Raw genomic sequence first — 20,013 nt, forward strand, 5'->3', positions numbered from 1 at the left:
CTCTCATTTTTGCAGTTTTTTGTGGCAATCCAATAAAAACAACTTGACATACTACCAAACATTCGCAAAATCAAATTATGCCCTCATTGTAACGCTTTGTAAAACATTTGTCCAATATTAATCGATTCACAAGTTCATAAAATACTGCCCTCTCAGAGAGGCAGGGCGCACGCAGTCGTTTAGAGAAGCGGCATGCAAAGAATGGATCGATGTGCGGACATTCGGTCAGGTCTTGGCATTCAAGGAAGACAAAAAGAAAGGTATCGATGCTGTTTCTGTCGGCGTGCGCGGTCCCGTGAGCATTCATACGGCGGTCAGTCTCGATCCCGTTGCCGTCACGGGAGTGCAGATCACGAAGAGCGTCAACAATGAGCCGGGCGACAAGAAGGGTTCGGATACGATGGGCATGAAGTATCGCGTGGATTTCGGCGTCTACAAGTTCCAGGGCAGCATCAACGTGCAGCTGGCGGAGCAAACAGGATTCAGTGAGGATGATGCAAGGAAGGTCAAAAAGGCGCTTTGCACGATCTTTGAAAACGACGCCTCGTCTGCGCGCCCCGAGGGCAGCATGGAGCTGAGCCTGTTCTACTGGATCGAGCACGACAGTAAGACTGGCAAAGCATCGAGCGCAAAGGTGCATCGAAGCGTTGCAGTGCGAAAAAAAGAAGGCGTGGATGTGCCGAAGCACTGGGAAGACTATGTGATCGACGACAGTGCGCTCTACGCGATCGAGGGACTTCATATCGAAACGTATGTGGACAGCGCTTTGGCGGAACAACAAGAAGGGCAGGAAACTCTATTCTAGGGAATGGAAAGAACAGGAAAAAGGGACGGATTTCATTCGTGCGAACGTCGATCACACGGATGAAATCCGCCCCTGAATCGTTGCTTGAATACTGCAGGAAAACGAGCTTCGCGAAAAAAGGCGCGCGAGACGCATATTTCCTCTATTGCAAACAACGGCGTCGTGCCTCGCAAGAGGCACGTGGATTGAAATGCGAGCGTGCCCGTCATGAGCATTAGAACGGGATGTCGTGCCTCACAAGAGGCACGTGGATTGAAATTGCGCAATGCGCTCATACGCCTGCGCCTCATCGTGTCGTGCCTCTTGCGAGGCACGTGGATTGAAATCAGTTGCCGCGTAGAAGCCGCTCTTTCTGCACAAGTCGTGCCTCTTGCGAGGCACGACGGATTGAAATTCACGCATTTGGCGAAGAAAGCGCAGGCGCTTATCAAGATTCTTGAAGCGAACCCTTTTCAGAATCCACCGCCTTATGAGAAGCTGCGCGGCAGTTTGCAAGGTGCATATTCAAGGCGGCTGAATATACAGCATCGCTTGGTGTACGAAGTTTTGGAGGAAGAAAAGACCGTCAAGATTATCCGCATGTGGACACAGTACGAGTTTTAGAAACGGCAATCCTAGAAGAAACAGAATATTGAGTTCGAACAAAGGGAGACGCTGTGGTATGACTAGGGAAGAATTTGGAAATCGTCGATTTAAAGTCAAGGCGATTCAACGTGTTGCTGGACAGTATTACATCTATTTAGAGGAGATGCCTGATGACTAAGAAAGGGCTTTTTACAGATCGACGTTGGCATGATTCGCCGGGAGCGGTTCGAGGAGAGTATGTTGGAGGGTCGAAGAACGAGGCTCTCAGACTAGCGAAATTCATGCTTGAAAAAGGGCATATCACAGAGGAACGCTACCAAGAGAAACTTGCCGAGATCGAGAAAAAGTATGAAGGGCATGATCCTGATGAGCTGATTTAGGCAGGTAGCAGAAAATACAGAAAAGCACGTTGCAAAAAATGCAAGGTGCTTTTCTTATGCCCAAAAACCATGAAAAGGGGTGATGCGATGCAGAGATTGGATACAACGACATTTCAGGGACGAGAAACGATGAGGGATTTATTGCCAATATGTCTCGTTTGATTGCTGCATTGCGGCAGACGTTCGATTCATTGCGAACCGAAGTCGCATTCATCATAGCGTCAATCGCGAAGGAGGCGGCAAATATTTTCCTGCCGTCACGCAAACCTTCTGTTCTTTTGATATAATGGATTTAGAGATATACGACAAGGAGAGTGATTCAAGTGCTGACCTATTTCATTGCCATCCTGCTCATCGCTGTCGCGGTCGTTGCGTTCGTCGCATTCGCTGTCATGGCGTTCGAGTCGGTTCTGACGTTGGTCGCCTTCCTCTTTCGCCTCTTGTCCGTGCCGTTTGACGTCCAGGCGTTTTTCAAGCGTCGGAAAGCATCTCACAACGGATTCGAGGATGCTTTCGGAAAGTAGCTCACGGTTGGTGCGCCTGCTCCGCCTCGCTCATGTTGAGCCATCGACAGAAGCAAAGGATGCAGCATCATGGGGCAAGCTTCATGTGCATGAGAGCCTTACGGAAGACGAAATAAAGGACATTCCCCTTCAAGCCGCTGCCAAGTTTTTAAACTCCAAGCCACACGGAGGGAATGCCCTTGAAAAAGAGAAGCTGGCGTGCGTCGGTATATAGGTGTCCCCGGCCGTGTCGCTGAAGCGAACGACAACCACGCCATAACCACCAGGTATTCTCTTTCACTTCCAGTATACCGTATGAAAGGGATCTCGGCAAGCGGAACCGGAAATAGAAAAAAGAAAGCTCTGCATGGATGCAGTCCTACGGGAACGGCTTTCCCGCGGCCACTGCATGGAACAGAGCTTTCTCTGCGTTCATTGTAGCAAGGATTTTCAAAAGGTAAAGATGGGGGCAGTCGCGATATGCGGCTTAGCCCAGCATTTCGATTTTCGGCTCCTCGTCTTTTTCCAGGCATTCTTTCGTGATCGTGACGCGGCGGTGTTCGTCGGAGCGGGGGATTTCAAACATCACGTCGAGCATGGTGTCTTCGATGATGCCTTTGAGGCTTCTGGCGCCGGTCTTGCGCTCGATTGCTTTTTTGGCGACGGCGCGGAGAGCGGTTTCTTCGAAGACGAGTTCCACGTTGTCCATGGCGAGGAGCTTTTCGTACTGCTTGACGGGCGCGTCCTTCGGCTCGGTGAGGATGCGCAGGAGGTCGTCCTCGGAGAGCGTTTCGAGTGTGCAGATGATGGGCAGGCGCCCGATGATTTCGGGGATGATGCCGTACTGCATGAGGTCTTCGGGACGCACTTTGTGTATGAGTTCATCGAAGCGCTTGGCCGCGTCCTTTTCCTTGCCTTCGACTGGCGCGCCGAAGCCGATGCCCGCCGCATCTTTTTTGAGCCGCTTGGCAATGACGTCTTCGATGCCGACGAAAGCGCCGCCGACGATGAAGAGGATGTTCGTCGTGTCAACTTTGATCGTCGGCGCTTCGGGGTGGCGGCGCTGGCCGCGTGCCGTGAATTCGACGACGGATCCTTCGAGCATTTTGAGGAGCGCCTGCTGCACGCCCTCGTGGCCGGGATCGGCGGTGATGGAGTTGTTCGCGCCGGATTTTCTGGCGATTTTGTCGAATTCGTCGAGGTAGATGATGCCGTGCTCGGCTTTTTCAATGTCCTTGTCTGCCGCATAGTAGAGGTTTCGTACGGCGACTTCCACATCGGCGCCGACGAAGCCGGCTTCGGTGAGGCTTGAGGCGTCCGTCACGGCGAACGGGATGTCGAGCAGGCGTGAGAGGTGCGAGAGGAGCGCCGTCTTGCCGCAGCCTGAGGGACCGAGCATGATGACGTTGGATTTCTCGATGTCCGTTCCGTCTTCGTTCATGTAGCCGTATTTCATGCGTTTGTAGTGGTTGTAGACGGCGACGGAGAGAATCTTTTTGGCGCGGTCCTGATTGATGATGTATTCGTCGAGATAAGCCTTGATGATATGCGGCTTGTTCTTTTTCAGGATGTCGTCAAGCTGGTTGGCGAAGTCCTGCTTTTCTTTTTCCGCGTTTGCATCTTCGTGCTCTTCAATGAAATTGTATATGTCCTTGACGCAGTTCTTGCAGATAGCAAAGCCCGTGTTCGGGTCGAAGATCGGCATATCGTATTGGTTGTGGACGGTGATCTTGCGCTTGCAGAAGCTGCATGTATGTTTGATGGGTTCCTGTTCGGCCATGTGGTACCTTCCTTTTCGATGTTTGTGCGGTCCGGAAAAAACGACGAGGGCTTTTTGTGAAAAAGCCTATCCTCCTAATTATGCGCGAAACAGGGAGATTTTTCAAGAGCGGATTTCCCCTTGCGGCGCATGGCGGCCTGTGCTATAATGATGAAACGGCAGGAGACTGCCTGCGGAAAGGCGGCAGGTCCGCATTTCGCGAAGCAGGAAAAAGGCTTTGACCCAGCGATGGGAGAAGGTCGGACCAAATGCCCGCAGAGGGTGTTTGTAAGTATTACCCAATCTGGGGAGAAGTGAGGTGTATAGAATGAAGGAAGGAATCCATCCGGAATTCTTCGAGACGACGGTGACTTGCGGCTGCGGCAACAAGTTCACGACGGGTTCGACGAAGAAGGAGCTCCGCGTCGATGTCTGCTCGAAGTGCCATCCGTTCTTCACGGGTCGTCAGCGCGATATCGCTGCCGGCGGCCGTATCGAGAAATTCAATAAGCGCTACGGCAAGCAGTAAGGGCTGGGGCGGGGCAGAGATGCCCTGCCTCTTTTGTTTGCGGCCGACGGCGCGATGGTTTGCTGCTGCGGCTGTGCTTTTGGCGGCGCAGCAGATATGCACAGAGGAGGAAAGGCTTTGAAGGAAAAACTGATGGTGGGCGGACAGGCTGTCATCGAGGGCGTGATGATGCGCGCTCCCGGCCGCACGGCTACGGCGGTGCGCCTGCCGGACGGCACGATTTCTGTCGAGTCGAAGGCGGTGCAGTCGTTTGCCGATCGCTTCCCGATTTTCAAGAAACCGTTCCTCAGGGGTACGGTTTCGCTGATCGAGTCGCTTGTCATCGGCATACGCTCCCTCTCGTGGTCGGCGAAGATGGCGGGCGAGGAGGAGGAGCAGCTTTCCGACAGGGAGCTTGCGGGTACGATCGCCCTGGCGTTCGTGCTGGCCGCTGTACTCTTCATCGCTTTGCCGACGGGTGCGGCGAAGCTCTTCCACACGTGGTCGGACGATCCGATTTTTTTGAATCTCGCGGAGGGGTTCCTGCGCCTGTTTATCTTTTTTGCTTATATCTGGGGCATTTCGCGCATGAAGGACATCCAGCGCGTGTTTCAGTATCATGGAGCGGAGCATAAGACGATCTTCTGCTTTGAGGCAGGGCTGCCGTTGACGTCGGAAAACGCACGGCAATTCTCGCGCTTCCATCCGCGCTGTGGCACGTCGTTCCTCCTGATCGTCATGCTCGTTTCCATCTTTGTGTTCGCATTTCTCGGCTGGCCGGATCTCTGGCTCAGGATTACGAGCCGCATTGTGCTCCTGCCTGTCGTCGCGGGCATTTCCTTCGAGGCGATCCGCCTGGCGGGGCGCAGCCAGAATGCTTTTGTGCGGGCGTTTTCTCTGCCCGGTCTTTGGCTGCAGCGCCTGACGACGCGCGAGCCGGATGATTCGATGCTTGAGGTGGCCATCGAGTCGCTCAAGGCTTCTCTGCCCGAGGACAAGATTCCGGCAGGCAGCGGCAATTACCTTGCGGATGTGGAAAAGGGCGCCGGGACGGAAGACGCGGCGGACAGTGCGGCGGATGCCGCGGAGGAGATTCCTGCAGCGGCGGCGCAAGTCGAGGAGGCGCAGGGCAGGGATTCAAAGGCGGCCCTGGCGGCGGACGGAAGATGAGGCGGCGCTGCAGCGAGCGGCGTGTTTGTAAGGAGGGTGACAGGCTGTGCTGGATAAGCTCCAGGCCGTAGAGGATAAATACCGTGAGCTGGAATCTCTGATCAGCGATCCGTCGGTGCTGGCCGATATGGAAAAGTGGCAGCGTCTGAGCCGGGAGCATGCCCAGCTTGCCCCCATCGTGGAGAAGTACCGCGAGTATAAGAGCGTGTGCGAGGGACTGGCGGAGGCGAAGGCCATTTTTGCCGAAAATCCCGACGATGATATGCGGCGTCTCGCGGAGGATGAGATTGCTGAGCTGCGCCCCCGGCAGGAGGCATTGGAGCGGGAACTGCCGATTCTCCTGCTGCCGAAGGATCCGAACGACGAAAAGAATGTGATCATGGAGATTCGCGGCGGCGTCGGCGGTGAGGAGGCGGCGCTCTTTGCGGGCGACCTCTTCCGCATGTACGCGCGCTACGCCGAGCGGCGCGGCTGGAAGGTCGATGTGATCGAGCGCAATGCGACGGAGATCGGCGGCTTCAAGGAGATTTCCTTTTCCGTGGACGGCGCAGGCGCGTTCAGCTGTCTGAAGTACGAGAGCGGCACGCATCGCGTGCAGCGCGTGCCTGTCACGGAATCGGGCGGGCGCATCCACACGTCGGCTGTGACGGTCGCCGTGCTGCCTGAGGCCGAGGACGTCGAGGTCGATATCGCGCCGCAGGATCTGCGCATTGATACCTACTGCGCTTCAGGGGCGGGCGGCCAGTATGTCAACCGCACGGAGACGGCGATCCGCATCACGCATTTGCCTACGGGAATCGTCGTGCAGTGCCAGGATGAGAAGTCGCAGCTCAAGAACAAGGAAAAGGCGATGCGTGTCCTGCGCGCGCGAATTCTTGAGAAGGCGCGTGAGGAGCAGGATGCGGCTGTCGCTGCCGACCGCAGGAGCCAGGTCGGCTCGGGCGACCGAAGCGAGCGCATACGCACCTATAATTTTCCGCAGGGACGCGTGACCGATCACCGCATCGGGCTGACCCTGCATAAATTGGCGAGCGTGCTCGACGGCGACATCGAGGAGCTTCTGCACGCTCTGATCACGGCCGATCAGGCCGAGAAGCTGAGAAGGGCTCAGTGATATGACGGAGAAGATCTGGACAATCGGCAGTATTTTGCGGTGGACGGAGCAGTACTTCGGCAAAAAGGGAGTGGAAACGCCGCGCCTTGACGCCGAGGTGCTGCTTTCGCATGTGCTGGGCAGGGAACGCATTCACCTCTATGTGCATTTCGATGAGCCGTTGGAAAAGGCGGAGCTCGCACGCTTCCGCGAGGCTGTCGCGGAGCGGGCGCGGCATAAGCCTGTGGCCTATATCACGGGGCGGCGTGAGTTCATGGGGCTGGATTTTTCCGTTTCACCCGCGGTTTTGATTCCGCGCCCCGATACGGAGATCCTGGTGGAGGCGGCGGCCGAGCGCCTGCCGATGGTGACGGCGCAGGCGCCGCTTCGCTTTGCCGACATCGGCACGGGGTCGGGCGCGATTGCGCTTTCCGTGCTGTCCCTCTGCGGGGGGAGTTCGGCGGACGCCGTCGATATCTCGCCGGAGGCGCTCTCCGTCGCACAGCGAAATGCCGCGGCTCTGGGGCTGGACGGGCGCGTGACGTTTCACCGGGGCGATCTGCTCGCACCGCTTGCAGATGAAGCGTATGCGGCGATCCTGTCCAATCCGCCCTACATCCCTGCGGCGGAGATCGACGGCCTTGCGCCCGATGTGCGCGGCTATGAGCCGCTCCTTGCCCTGCGGGGCGGCGCGTCGGGCCTGGAGTTTTACGCGCGTCTTTTGGAAGAGGCGCCGCGCTGCCTGCAGGCAGGCGGCTTCCTCGCCGTGGAAGCCGGCATCGGGCAGGCGCAGCGGATCCGTGCCATGGCCGGAACGGGTTGGGGCAGGGTTGAGATTCTGCCGGATCTCGCAGGTATCGAGCGCGTCGTCGTGCTCTGGAAGGCATAAAGGAGAACACGTTGCAGACAAAGATTTTACAGCCCACGGCGGCTGCTCTCGCTGAGGCCGCCGCAATCCTTCGGTCGGGCGGCCTCGTGGCTTTTCCTACGGAGACGGTCTACGGGCTTGGCGCAAACGGGCTGGATGCTGCAGCCTGCGCGGGAATATACGAGGCGAAGGGGCGCCCTTCGGACAATCCGCTGATCCTCCATATCGCGGACCGCGCCATGCTCGACGCCGTGGCGCTCGATGTGCCCGATGCAGCGGAGAAGCTGCTGGCAGCTTTCTGTCCCGGCCCTTTGACTTTGATCCTTCGCTGCAGCGACGCCGTGCCCGCGCGTGTGACGGGCGGCCTCGCGACGGTCGGGGTGCGCATGCCGGGGAACGATACGGCGCTCGCCCTGATTCGGGCGGCCGGCGTGCCGCTTGCCGCGCCGAGCGCGAATATCTCGGGCAGGCCGAGCCCGACGACGGCGGAGGCCGTCCTCAGCGATTTGGCAGGGCGGATCCCGCTGATCCTCGACGGCGGGGCTTGCCGCTTCGGCGTCGAGTCGACGATTGTCGATGTGACGGGAGCGGCGGCGACGATCCTGCGCCCCGGAGCCATCACGCGCGAAATGCTCGCTGAAGTTCTCGGCGAAGTGCGTCTCGACGGCGGCCTTCTCGCGCAGGAACGCGCCGCGCAGGCGCGAAACGGTGCGGCGGGAAGCGGCGCACCGGGCCATGCGGCCATGGAAGCTGCGGCAGGAGAAGCGCCGCGCGCGCCCGGCATGAAGTACACGCATTATGCGCCGCGCGCGCCGCTGACCTTGCTGCAGGCGCCGCCGGAGGAGCTTCCTGCCGCTTTCTGCGCGGCTCTTGCCGAGGCAAAGGGGCGGGACGTCGGCCTCATCGTGACGGACGAAACGGCTGCGGCCTTGGCGGACAAGATTCCGGAGAGCCGCATGGCGCGTCTCGGGCCGCGCGGGGACATGCGCACCGTCGCCGCCCGTCTTTACGAAGCCCTGCGCTCTTTCGACGAGAAGCCCGTCGACATGCTCTTCGGCGAGGCTTTCGACGAAAGCGGCCTCGGTCTGGCCGTCATGAACCGGCTGAAAAAGGCCGCGGGCTACCGTATTCGGCGCTGCGGGAAGTGATTTCCGCGGGCATGGATGGGAGGACTGCCGTCCGGCCGAAGCGTTTGCCGCATTGCGCCGCGTTCCAGTCGGTGCAGGGGCAGGCTCTTTTGGCCCTTGCCGGCGGCGCGCCTATTTTACAGGGACTTTTTTTGTGCTATAATGGCTTTATTGGTAAAACTACGCGCACAAACATCCACTTTGCGGACATTGTGCGCCGCCCTTACGGAAACTTAGCCAATCACTCTGCGACTTCGGCTTGAGTTCTTGGGGTTTCAAAAGTGCGGTGCTTGGCCGCGAGGCTATGCACCATGGGATTTGTGCATAGCCTCGCGCTCTTGTCGTTGTTGTGCAGTGGGGCGAAAGCCGACGATGTGTTGCGCTGAAATGGGGCAAAGAGGCATTGGGAGGTGCTTTTCATGGCGGATTATGGACGCAGGCTGCCGGTTTATTTGCTGCTCGACTGCTCGGGCTCGATGATGGGGGAGCCGATCGAGGCGGTGCGTCAGGGCGTCAAGGCGCTCTTGTCGGAGCTTCGGGGCGACCCGCAGGCGCTGGAGACGGCGTATCTTTCGGTCATCACCTTCGCGACGCAGGCAAAGCAGGTGTCGAAGCTGATGGAATTGATGCTCTTCAAGGAGCCGCGCATCGAGGCCGGCGGCTGCACCGTGCTCGGCGGCGCACTGAAGCTTCTGATGGAATGCGTCAAGACGGAGGTGCGCAGGAATACGGAGACGCAGAAGGGCGACTGGCGGCCGCTCGTCTTTATCCTGACCGACGGCAGTCCGACGGATATCGAGGACTTCAACGAGGCGGTGCAGGAGCTCAAGACGGCGAAGCTCGGCAATATCATTGCCTGCGCGGCAGGCGCTGACGCCGATACGAGCTATTTGAAGCAGATCACGAACAATGTCTTGATGATGAACAATCTTTCGGCCGGCGATATGGCGCAGTTCTTCGCCTGGGTTTCCGGCTCCATCAAGATGTCCTCGAAGAGCCTTGACGCGAAGCCGGGCGACCAGATCGAACTGCCGCCGCCGCCGAAAGGCTTTACGATTGTCCCTTGACGGGAGGCGGCGTTGATGGCGCAGATCATTTGGCATGACGAGAAGAAGCGCGGCGCGGCGATCCCTGAGGAGGGAGCGGCGCTGGTCGTCGGAGGGGCGGCTGCTCCTCTGGCGGACGGCAGGCGGGTGATCCTTGACAAGAAGATCCTGCACGAAGAGAGGCAAGCGGCAGCGGAACCGCCCGCTGCGCCGGAAGCCGCCGGCATAGCGGGACGGATCGGGGCTGCGGGCAGCCCGGATGCCGCACCGGCTGTGCCGGCGGCCGAGGGTGCGGCTGTGCCGGCAGCATCGGCTGCTCCTGCCGCGCCCTCGGCTGCGGCGGATGACGACGCGGCTGCCGCTGGTACTGCTGCCGATGAAACGGCTGCCAGCTCTGTCGCCGCCCCTGCCGCCGATGCGGCTGACATAAGCGCGGCGAGCGAGCCGGAAGCCTTGAGCGATGAGGCGGTGCTGGCGCATACGGCCACCCTTTGGCAGTACAAGCCCGTACCGGCGGATGAGCCGGATGCCGCGCCGGAGTATAAGTGTGGGGAAGAGCGCGTGGGAAGCGCCGCCTTCATCGCGGCCAGGGTGCGCGGCAAGAAGCACAAGCACGAGGGCACGAACTGCGACGATTGGTTCGCCATGGCGCATCTCGAGGATATCGCCGTCATGGCGGTCTCGGACGGCGCGGGATCGAAGCGGTATTCGCGCGTCGGCGCGAAGGCCGCCAGTGAGGCCGCCGTCGGCTGCATCTATGAGCGCCTGCGCCGGCTGGCGGAGGAGCACCCCGACGATCGTGCGGCCTGCGGTCTGCCACTGGCGGAAGCGCCTTTCAACGACGCCTGCGGCCGGCTCGTCGCCATCCTGCACGAGGGCGTGCAGGAAGCGCGCAGAGCGATCGAGGCCGCCTTCTATATGCGGAGCGGCAGGCCGGAGTACAAAGAGCCGCTCGGCAGGGAGCTGGTCTTGGCGGACTTTGCCGCGACGCTCCTCGTGACGCTTGTAGTCCCCATTCCCGAAACGGGCGAGCAGCTCGTCGTTTCCTGCCAGATCGGCGACGGCATGACCGCCGCTCTCAATACGCAGCTGCCGTACAAAGAAGCGACGAAATTCCTCGGACAGCCGGACAGCGGCGATTTTTCCGGCGAGACGGATTTCTTGACGAGCCCCGCCATGGCGGAGCTTGCAAACCTTCAGAAGAGGACGCTCGTCTCGCGCAGAAAGAACGACGTCATCCTGATGATGACAGACGGCGTGTCCGACGATTATTTTTCCGAGCAGGGCATGTGCCTCCTCTGGCTCGACCTCGTGGCGAACGGCATCCTTGCGCCGCAGGGAGAGCGAGCGAAGGTGTTCACGCGCGAAGAAGTGGAGCTTCTGCGCGCCCTGCCCAAGCCGCAAGCATTCCCCTGTGTCGGGGACAAGGAAAAGAGCGTCGCCCTGCAGTATGCAGCCCGCCTTGCGAAGGCCATGCAATGCTCGCAGGAAGAGCTGTGGCACAAGACGCATTTGCTCGCGCTCGCCGCAGAGGATACGAGCCTGAAGGAGATCGGCACGCGTGCGGAAAAGCTGCAGGCTTGGCTGGACAACCGTCTGGAGCGCGGCTCCTTTGATGACAGGACGCTTGTGATTCTTTCGTTTGGAGATGATGGCGCTGCCTAGAACAGCAGAGGCCGTCCTGCAGGACGGCAGGAAAATACCGTACGTCATTACCGACAACCCGCCGAAGGGTGGCATGAAATACACCTATTTTGCGCCGGACAAATCGTACGTCGTGCAGTTCTTCCTCGATCCCGACGGGGTCGACGCGAATATCCGCGACCGCATCGAGGCGATTATCGGCCGCTACAACCCGACGCTTTCCGAGGCGGAGGGCGGCGCGAAGGGAAATACGAAGGAGACCGCTGCCTATTTCAGGAACCTCTTCTGCTGGCCGACGGCCGTCGTTGAGCGCCCGGAATTCGGTCTGGTTTGTCCCGCCTATCCGGCGAATTTCTTTTTCGATAAAAACGCTTCCCGCCAGATCGATCTTTCCGGCAAGGACAAGAAGGGAAACTGGTTCACGGGACGCGTGCGGAAGTATCTGGCGCCGGCCGAGCTCGGGAACTTCCAGACCATGCTGCGGCTTTCCATCTCGCTTGCGCGTGCGGTGCGCCGCATGCATCAGGCGGGGCTGGCTCACTCGGATCTTTCCTGCAACAACGTCCTCGTCGATCCCAAGAGCGGCAGCTGCGTCGTCATCGACATCGATTCCCTCGTGGTGCCGAACCTCTTTCCGCCGGAAGTGGCGGGCACAAAGGGCTATATAGCGCCCGAGGTCTTGAAGACGATGGAGTTTTCAAGGGACGATGCCCGCCGTTTTATACCGAGTCTTTATACCGATCTTTTTGCACTGCCTGTTCTCATTTACCAATACCTCCTGAAGCGCCATCCGCTTGAGGGGCCGAAGAACTACGACATGCCCGCCGAGGAGGCGGACATGTTGATTTATGGGGAAAAGGCGCTGTTTGCCGAAAATCCGACGGACACGTCCAATCGCCCGTCCGATCTGCGGGTGACGATCCATGATCTCGGCCCATATTTGGAACATCTCTTTCTGCGGGCGTTCGTCGATGGCCTGCACGAGCCGGGGGAGCGGCCGACCGCTTTGGAATGGGAGAAGGCTCTCGTCCGGACATGGGATCTGCTGCAGCCCTGCGCGAATCCTTCCTGTACGGAAAAGTACTTCATCCTTCACGACCAATCGCAGCCGCGCTGCCCCTTCTGCGGAACGGAGATTCCGGCGCAGCAGGTGCTCCAGCTGAAGCGGCTGCGCCGTCTGCGCGGCAAGGACGGCCAATGGCTTCCGTCCGGCCTCTTGAATCTCTATGACGGCCTGCCGCTTTTCGAGTGGCACTTCAAGGAAAATGTCTTTCCTGATGAAAAGGCGGAGAATCGTGAGCTGGCGGCCTATATTTCCTTTCAGAAGGGTTCGTGGTACCTTGTGAACCATGCTCTGACGGATCTTCGTTCGCCGGCCGGCAGGCTCGTTCCGCCGGGGCAGGCACTGGCCATAAGACGGCATGCGCCCTTCGGTCTTGCGGAGCGGCAGAACGGCACGCTGTGGAGCGTCAAATAAAGGAAGCGCCACCCGGTGTTTCCTCGAAATAGATGAAAAAGCAATAGGAAATTAAAGGAGCAGTTTATTTTATGAAAATCAAAGGATTGACCGCGGAAGAAGTTCGTATCTCACGCGAGAAGCACGGTACGAACGGCATCACGGAGCAGAAGGGAGAAAGCTTCTGGGAGAAGCTGAAGGGAAACTTTGACGATCCCATCATCAAGATCCTGTGTTTCGCGCTCGCCATCAATGTCGTCTTTGCCATTCTGGGCCAGGTCGCCTGGTATGAGTCCGTGGGCATTGCGCTCGCCGTGATTCTCGCGACGACGGTTGCGACGTATTCGGAGTATCAGAACGAGAACGCGTTCCAGAAACTGCAGGAGGAAGCGTCGCTCATCAAGTGTAAGGTCTATCGCGACGGAACGCTGACGGAGATCCCCATCGACGAGATCGTCATGGGCGATTTCGTGCTGCTGCAGACGGGCGACAAGATTCCGGCGGACGGCGTCATCTGTGACGGCTCGATCCAGGTCGACCAGTCCGTCCTGAACGGCGAGGCGAAGGAAGCGACGAAGACGCCGGCGGCAGAAGGCGACGAGGAAGCGGAGCAGAGCGTGGACTTCCTCCATCCGCACAAGGTGTTCCGCGGCTCCGTCGTCTGCGGCGGCAACGCCGTGATGCGCACGACGACGCTCGGCGACAAGACGCTCTACGGAAAGATCGCGGGCGAGCTGCAGGCGGACGAGGACCGCGACACGCCCTTGAAGGTGAAGCTCTCGAACCTCGCGAATCAGATCAGCAACTTCGGCTACATCGGCGGCGTGGCGATCGCCATTGCCTTCATGTTCCAGCGCCTCGTCATCCACAATGGCTTCGAGATGGCGCGCATCATGGCGTACTGTTCCAACTGGCTCGTCGTCGCCAACGACCTCGTCGATGCCGTCATGCTCGCCGTTATCATCATCGTTGTCGCCGTGCCCGAGGGCCTGCCCTTGATGATCGCCATCGTCTCGGCGCAGAACATGGGCAAGATGCTCAAGGACAACGTGCTCGTGCGCAAGATCTCGGGCATTGAGACGGCAGGCAGCCTGAACCTCCTGTTCAGCGACAAGACGGGCACGATCACGAAGGGCCAGCTCGAAGCCGTCGCTTTCGTCGACGGTGCGGGCACGCAGTACGCCGCCTACAAGGAGCTCGGCGCGGGGCTCAAGAAGCTCGTGAACCTCAGCGTGCGCTACAATACGAGCGCCGTCATCAACGGCAAGGAGGCTGTCGGCGGCAACGCGACGGAGCATGCGATCTTCGGCTTCGTTGCTGAAGACAGCGCGGAGATGGACGAGAAGATCAAAAACGCCGTGCCGTTTAACAGCAAGAACAAGTATTCCTTGTCCGAGGTCGCGGGCGAGTACAGCGTGACCTTGGCGAAGGGCGCGCCGGAGAAGATCCTCGCGCTCTGCGACTCATATTACGATGAAAACGGCGAAAAGAAGCCGCTGACGAATGCGGCGGCGATCACGGACTGTATCGACGCTTTGGCGGCGCGCGCCATCCGCGTCCTGGCGCTCGCCGTCTACGAGGACGCGATTCCTGCGGACGGCACGCTGCCCGCGAGCGGCCTCGTCTTCGTCGGCGCTGTCGGCATCCGCGACGAGGTGCGCCCCGAATCCGTCGAAGCGATTCGCCGCGTGCACAGCGCGGGCGTGCAGGTCGTCATGATCACGGGCGACCGCCAGGACACGGCGGGCGCCATCGCCAAGGAAGCGGGGCTTCTCACGCGTGACGACGATGTCGTCATGACGAGCGATGAGCTTGCCGCGCTCGACGATGCGGCGGTCAAGGAGCTGCTGCCGCGCCTTCGCGTCGTGGCGCGTGCGCTTCCGACGGACAAGAGCCGTCTCGTGCGCCTCGCGCAGGAGATGAACCTCGTCGTCGGCATGACGGGCGACGGCGTCAACGATTCGCCGGCCTTGAAGAAGGCGGACGTCGGCTTCGCCATGGGCAGCGGCACGGAGGTCGCGAAGGAGGCAAGCGATATCGTCATCCTCGACGACAACTTCAAGTCGCTGGCCCGCGCGATCCTCTACGGGCGCACGATCTACAACAGCATCCGGAAGTTCATCATCTTCCAGCTGACGATCAACGTCGCCGCTGTTATGATCTCCTTCGTTGCGCCTCTTCTCGGCATGGAAACGCCGCTTTCCATCACGCAGTTCCTCTGGATCAACCTCGTCATGGATACGCTCGCGGCGCTCGCTTTCGGCGGCGAGCCGGCTCTTCGCCGTTACATGGACGAAAAGCCCAAGCAGCGCGACGAAAGCATCATCAGCAAGTACATGGTCTCCTCCATCGGCGTCGGCTCGCTGTGGTGCTTCGGCCTGAGCCTCTTCTTCCTCATGAGCGGCGCGTCGCACGCATACTTCCGCCCCGACGAGGCCAATCACTACCTCTTGACGGGCTACTTCACGTTCTTCATCTTCATGGCGGTGTTCAACGCCTTCAACGCGCGCACCGATTCGAAGAATCTTTTTGACAACATCTCGAAAAATCCGGGCTTCCTGCGTGTCATGGGGCTCATCGTCGTCATCCAGGTTGCCATGACGTACCTCGGCGGCGAGATTCTGCACTGCTATGGTTTGACGCTCACGGAGTGGGCATTTGTGCTCATCATGGCGGTGACGATTGTGCCGATTGATTTGGTTCGCAAGATGATTGTGGGCAAGGCATAACGAAATATTTGCAAGGCGGCGTCGGTGGAAAGCATCGGCGCCGCCGCGCTGTAGGAGGGATATGAATGGGCATGAACATCAGCAAGGGACAGAAAGCCGATTTGACGAAGAACAACGCGGGGCTTCGAAGCGTACTCGTCGGCATGGGCTGGCAGGCGAATTCGAGCATCGATCTTGACACGGCGGCATTTTTGCTCGGTGCGCAGGGCAAGGCGGCGGGCGATGCGGACTTCGTGTTCTACGGCAACGCGCGCCATGTGTCGGGGGCGGTCGAGCACATCGCGGCTCCTTCGGGCGGCGACCGGCAGCAGGTGCGTGTCGACTTCGCCGCCGTGCCCGCCGCCGTCGAGAAGATCGCCCTCACCGCGACGATCTACGACGCGGACGCAAGGAGGCAGAACTTCGGGCAGGTCGCGGGCGCGTACATCCGCCTCCTCGATGCGGCGAGCGGCGCGGAGCTTCTGCGCTACGATCTCGGGCAGAACTTCTCCGTGGAGACGGCGATCGTCGTCGGCGAGCTCTACCGCTACAAGGGCGAGTGGAAGTTCAACGCCGTCGGCGCGGGATTCAGCGGCGGCCTGGAGGCGCTCTGCAAGAACTTCGGCATCGAGGTTGGCGAAGGGCAGGGAGCCGCACCGCAGCCTGCGCCGCCCGCACCGCCGCGCCCTGCCGCGCCGTCGCCTGCGCCCGCTGCACCGCCCGCGCCGCATTCGCCGCTGAACCTCGGCCGCCCCGGAGGCTCGCCTGCACCGCATCAGCCGCTGAACCTTGGCAGGCCGGGCGCGGCGCCCGTACCGTCCGTGCCGCCTGTGCCGCCTGTTGTACCGCAGCCTGCACCGACGGTGCCGAAGAAGGTCGAACTCAAGAAGGGACAGAAGGTCAGCCTCGTCAAGGGTGGCGGCGGACTCGGCGAGATCTCCATCAACCTCAACTGGCACCAGCAGCCGCAGACGAAGAACAGCGGCTTCCTCGCCTCCATCTTCGGCGGCGGGGGAGGCGGCGGCATCGATCTCGACCTCGGCTGCCTCTACGAGCTCAAAAACGGTGAGATCGGCTGCGTGCAGGCGCTCGGCAACGACTTCGGCAGTCTCTCGCACAGCCCCTGGATCGCGCTCGACGGCGACGACCGCACGGGCAGCAATGCCGCCGGCGAGACGCTGCGCGTCAACGGCAAGATGGCATCGAAGATCAAGCGCATCCTCGTCTACACCTTCATCTACGAGGGCGTCGCCAACTGGCAGCAGGCGGACGGCGTCGTCACCGTCAAGTGCCCGGGCAGCCCCGACATCATCGTGCGCATGGACGAATACGGCTCGTCGAAGGTCATGTGCGCCATCGCCATGCTGGAAAACATCAACGACACCTTCAGCGTCGAAAAACTCGTGCATTTCTTCAACGGCCACAAGAGCATGGACAAGGCGTACCATTGGGGCCTGCGCTGGACGGCGGGCAGCAAGGACTGAGCGCGGCGGGAAATTTTCTTTTGCCTCATAAAGGGAAAAGGCGGCGGCAGGGCGAATTACTTTTAGAGATTAAATGATTTGCCGCGGCGCGGAGAAATCAGGAAAATATAGAGAAAACAACCATTTCCGGCCGCAGGAAAAAGGAATCGGGGAGGCAGCAGCATGAGCGTAAATCTGCAAAAGGGACAGAAAGTAAATTTGAAGAAGTCGGACGGGCAGGCGCTCTCGCGCATCCGCGTCGGACTTGGCTGGGATCCCGTCGAGCAGAAGTCGAGCGGTTTTTTCGGCTCTATCTTCGGCGGAGGCGGCACGCCCGACATCGACTGCGATGCGAGCGTGATCGTCTGCCAGGGCGGCCGCCTGGCGGGGAAGGGCGATGTCGTCTACTTCGGCAACCTCAAGCATTCGTCGGGCGCGATCGTCCATACGGGCGACAACCTCACGGGCGACGGCGACGGCGACGACGAACAGATCCTCGTCGACTTGACGGCTGTGCCTGCGGTCTACGACAAGCTCGTCTTCGTCGTCAACATCTATGACTGCAAGTCGAGGAAGCAGGACTTCGGCATGATCGCGAACGCCTTCATCCGTATATGCGACGAGCGGACGGGCGAGGAGTTCTGCCGCTACAACCTCTCGGAGAGCTATGCCGGCATGACGGCGATGATCTTCGGCGAGATTTACCGCCATAACGGCGAGTGGAAGTTCAACGCCATCGGGCAGGGAACGAAGGACATCAGCCTCAATCAAGTGAAGATGCGCTATGAGTGAGGCAGGCCGGCTGCACTTTTGCAAGTCATCATGCCCTTGCGGCTTGATATAGAAGGAAGCGCCAAGGGCGTTTCAGGGCAAAGTTCATATCACAAGGAGGAATTTCATCATGGCAGTTAGTTTGAAAAAGGGTCAGAAAGTCGATTTGACGAAGGGCAATCCGGGACTCTCGAAGCTCCTGATCGGTCTTGGCTGGGATGTCAACAAGTACGACGGCGGCGGTGATTTCGACCTCGATGCCTCGGCGTTCCTTCTCGGGCCGAATGAAAAGGTGACGAGCGATGGGGATTTCGTATTCTACGGCAACCTCAAGCATGCTTCGGGCAGCGTCGAGCATACGGGCGACAATCTGACGGGCGAGGGCGAGGGAGACGACGAGCAGCTCAAGGTCGATCTCTCGAAGGTGCCTGCTTCCATCGACAAGATTGACTTCACGGTCACGATCTACGAGGCCGATGAGCGCAAGCAGAACTTCGGGCAGGTGTCGAACGCTTTCATTCGCGTCGTCAACGAGGCCAACGGCGAGGAGCTCATTCGCTTCGATCTCGGCGAGGACTTTTCCGTTGAGACGGCCGTCGTCGTCGGCAGGCTCTACCGCCAGGGACCCGAGTGGAAGTTCAACGCTATCGGCGCGGGCTACAGCGGCGGTCTCGGCGCGCTCGGCAAGGCTTACGGCGTCAATATTTAAGACTGCATAAGCAGGTTTGGACGGGAGGCCCGGGCTTTTCGCCCCGGGCTTCCTATGATTTTTCCCGGCTCTGTTATGAAAGAGGTGCGATGATGGAATACAGGATCTTATACCCCGAGGCGTTTCCTGTTGTCGAATGCTCTCTGCGCCGCGGCGAGGCCATCAAGGCCGAGTCTGACGCCATGATTGCTATGGATGCGACCATCGATGTCGAGGGCAAGATGGAAGGCGGCGTGCTCGGCGGCCTTGTGCGCAAGGTCTTTACGGGCGAGAGCTTCTTCCTGCAGCGTCTCGTGGCTTCGCGCGGGGACGGCAGGGTTCTGTTCGGGCATCCTTTGCCGGGCGGCATCATGGATATCGAGCTGGACGGCACGTATGGCATGATTGTCCAAAAGGGCGGATTTCTGGCCTCGACGGAAGGCGTTCAAGTCGATTCCAAGGTGCAGGGCCTTATGCAGGGCTTTTTTTCGCAGGAAGGCTTTGTATTGCTGAAGCTTACGGGCCAGGGGCTTGCCTTTTTGAGCAGTTATGGCGTCATTCATGCGATCAATCTTGAGCAGGGACAGGAGATTGTTGTGGACAACGGTCATCTTGTCGCCTGGCCGGATTACATGAATTATACGATCGAGAAAGCGTCGAACGGCTGGATTTCGAGCGTCATGTCGGGCGAGTGCCTTGTCTGCCGCTTCCGCGGTCCCGGTCCCGTCCTGATTCAGACGCGGAACCCGTCGGGCTTCAAGGGCTGGATCCAATCCATGATCACCACGAAATAGGGGGTATTCGTATGGCAGTAAATCTTTCCAAAGGGCAGCGCGTGAGCCTGGACAAGGGCATGAAGATGGCCTTGATCGGCCTCGGCTGGGACGTCAACAAGTATGACGGCGGCGCCGATTTCGATCTCGACGCATCGGCCTTCCTGCTTGGCGCAAATGAGAAGGTGCGCCGGGACGAGGACTTTATCTTTTACGGCAATCTGGACAGTACGGACGGCTCGGTGCATCATACGGGCGACAATCGGACGGGCGAGGGCGAAGGCGACGACGAGGTTCTGATCATCGACTTCTCGAAGGTGCCGCCCGATATCAGCAAGATTGCAATCACTGTCACGATTTATGAGGCGCAGGAGCGCGGGCAGAATTTCGGGCAGGTTTCCAACGCCTATGTGCGCGTCGCACGCATGGCGAATGCACAGGATATGACGGGCGCGGAAGTCCTGCGCTTCGACCTCATGGAAGAGTTTTCGGTGGAGACGGCGCTCGTCGTCTGTGAAATCTACCGTCACGGTGACGAATGGAAGTTCAATGCCGTCGGCGCAGGCTACAGCGGCGGTCTGGCGGCGCTTTGCCGCGCTTATGGCGTAAATGTTTGAGGGATGTTTTTGAGGGGGGCTCTTCAGCCCCCTTTTTTCTGGAAGGGCG

18 protein-coding genes and 1 pseudogene are annotated in these 20,013 nt (G+C 59.6%); 18 read left to right on the forward strand and 1 reads right to left on the reverse strand.

All coding sequences use genetic code 11. From position 1 onward, the window contains the following. Positions 1-154: 154 nt before the first annotated feature. The 4 genes and pseudogenes from cas7c to ACRTGH_RS05680 form a co-directional block, all read left to right on the forward strand. Positions 155-805 (forward strand): annotated as a pseudogene (gene cas7c, locus ACRTGH_RS05665) (type I-C CRISPR-associated protein Cas7/Csd2); the annotation flags it as partial. Between the two features lie 252 nt (positions 806-1,057). Continuing rightward, positions 1,058-1,408 carry a Txe/YoeB family addiction module toxin gene (locus ACRTGH_RS05670; protein WP_368847578.1) on the forward strand — a complete coding sequence of 117 codons (351 nt, stop codon included), beginning with the start codon at positions 1,058-1,060 and terminating at the stop codon, positions 1,406-1,408. Positions 1,409-1,560: 152 nt separating this feature from the next. After that, the gene (locus ACRTGH_RS05675) at positions 1,561-1,770 is read left to right on the forward strand and encodes a hypothetical protein (protein ID WP_368847579.1); all 210 of its coding nucleotides are present in this window, start codon (positions 1,561-1,563) and stop codon (positions 1,768-1,770) included. 323 nt (positions 1,771-2,093) lie between these two features. Continuing rightward, positions 2,094-2,294: a hypothetical protein gene (locus tag ACRTGH_RS05680; protein WP_368847580.1), complete on the forward strand. Its 201-nt coding sequence runs from the start codon at positions 2,094-2,096 to the stop codon at positions 2,292-2,294. 466 nt (positions 2,295-2,760) lie between these two features. On the opposite strand, the gene clpX is transcribed toward ACRTGH_RS05680, so the two are convergent. Then, positions 2,761-4,053 carry an ATP-dependent Clp protease ATP-binding subunit ClpX gene (gene clpX / locus ACRTGH_RS05685; RefSeq protein WP_368847581.1) on the reverse strand — a complete coding sequence of 431 codons (1,293 nt, stop codon included), beginning with the start codon at positions 4,051-4,053 and terminating at the stop codon, positions 2,761-2,763. A gap of 307 nt (positions 4,054-4,360) precedes the next feature. Between clpX and rpmE the strand changes: the two genes are divergently transcribed. From rpmE to ACRTGH_RS05755, 14 genes are all read left to right on the forward strand, one after another. After that, positions 4,361-4,561 (forward strand): 50S ribosomal protein L31, encoded by a 201-nt coding sequence (gene rpmE / locus ACRTGH_RS05690; RefSeq protein ID WP_368847582.1) that lies wholly within the window; start codon positions 4,361-4,363, stop codon positions 4,559-4,561. 132 nt (positions 4,562-4,693) lie between these two features. Continuing rightward, entirely contained in the window at positions 4,694-5,710 is a 1,017-nt protein-coding gene (locus ACRTGH_RS05695; RefSeq protein ID WP_368847677.1) for a DUF1385 domain-containing protein, read from the forward strand. Positions 5,711-5,756: 46 nt separating this feature from the next. After that, the gene (gene prfA / locus ACRTGH_RS05700; RefSeq protein WP_368847583.1) at positions 5,757-6,824 is read left to right on the forward strand and encodes a peptide chain release factor 1; all 1,068 of its coding nucleotides are present in this window, start codon (positions 5,757-5,759) and stop codon (positions 6,822-6,824) included. Position 6,825: 1 nt separating this feature from the next. Next, a complete protein-coding gene (prmC, locus tag ACRTGH_RS05705; protein ID WP_368847584.1) occupies positions 6,826-7,692 on the forward strand; it encodes a peptide chain release factor N(5)-glutamine methyltransferase in 867 nt (288 codons plus the stop codon). An 11-nt stretch (positions 7,693-7,703) separates the two neighbouring features. Then, positions 7,704-8,819, forward strand: coding sequence for an L-threonylcarbamoyladenylate synthase (locus tag ACRTGH_RS05710; protein WP_368847585.1), 1,116 nt, complete (start codon positions 7,704-7,706; stop codon positions 8,817-8,819). 398 nt (positions 8,820-9,217) lie between these two features. After that, positions 9,218-9,865, forward strand: coding sequence for a vWA domain-containing protein (locus ACRTGH_RS05715; protein ID WP_368847586.1), 648 nt, complete (start codon positions 9,218-9,220; stop codon positions 9,863-9,865). A 15-nt stretch (positions 9,866-9,880) separates the two neighbouring features. Next, complete coding sequence (locus ACRTGH_RS05720; RefSeq protein WP_368847587.1) at positions 9,881-11,509, forward strand: PP2C family serine/threonine-protein phosphatase; 1,629 nt, start codon at positions 9,881-9,883, stop codon at positions 11,507-11,509. Next, positions 11,496-12,965, forward strand: a complete 1,470-nt coding sequence (locus tag ACRTGH_RS05725; protein WP_368847588.1) for a protein kinase domain-containing protein — start codon at positions 11,496-11,498, stop codon at positions 12,963-12,965. Before ACRTGH_RS05720 ends, ACRTGH_RS05725 begins: the two co-directional genes overlap by 14 nt. A 71-nt stretch (positions 12,966-13,036) precedes the next feature. Next, positions 13,037-15,673 (forward strand): calcium-translocating P-type ATPase, PMCA-type, encoded by a 2,637-nt coding sequence (locus ACRTGH_RS05730; RefSeq protein ID WP_368847589.1) that lies wholly within the window; start codon positions 13,037-13,039, stop codon positions 15,671-15,673. Between the two features lie 65 nt (positions 15,674-15,738). Continuing rightward, positions 15,739-17,136 (forward strand): TerD family protein, encoded by a 1,398-nt coding sequence (locus ACRTGH_RS05735; RefSeq protein ID WP_438474796.1) that lies wholly within the window; start codon positions 15,739-15,741, stop codon positions 17,134-17,136. Positions 17,137-17,298: 162 nt separating this feature from the next. Next, positions 17,299-17,907 carry a TerD family protein gene (locus ACRTGH_RS05740; protein ID WP_368847590.1) on the forward strand — a complete coding sequence of 203 codons (609 nt, stop codon included), beginning with the start codon at positions 17,299-17,301 and terminating at the stop codon, positions 17,905-17,907. Positions 17,908-18,016: 109 nt separating this feature from the next. Beyond that, the gene (locus ACRTGH_RS05745) at positions 18,017-18,595 is read left to right on the forward strand and encodes a TerD family protein (protein ID WP_438474798.1); all 579 of its coding nucleotides are present in this window, start codon (positions 18,017-18,019) and stop codon (positions 18,593-18,595) included. Positions 18,596-18,687: 92 nt separating this feature from the next. Beyond that, positions 18,688-19,368, forward strand: a complete 681-nt coding sequence (locus ACRTGH_RS05750; RefSeq protein ID WP_368847591.1) for a TIGR00266 family protein — start codon at positions 18,688-18,690, stop codon at positions 19,366-19,368. Between the two features lie 11 nt (positions 19,369-19,379). Beyond that, a complete protein-coding gene (locus tag ACRTGH_RS05755; RefSeq protein ID WP_368847592.1) occupies positions 19,380-19,964 on the forward strand; it encodes a TerD family protein in 585 nt (194 codons plus the stop codon). Positions 19,965-20,013 lie beyond the last annotated feature (49 nt).

The sequence above is a fragment of the Selenomonas oralis genome (genome assembly GCF_051603425.1).
In the GTDB taxonomy this organism is placed as follows: Bacteria; Bacillota; Negativicutes; order Selenomonadales; family Selenomonadaceae; genus Selenomonas; species Selenomonas sputigena_A.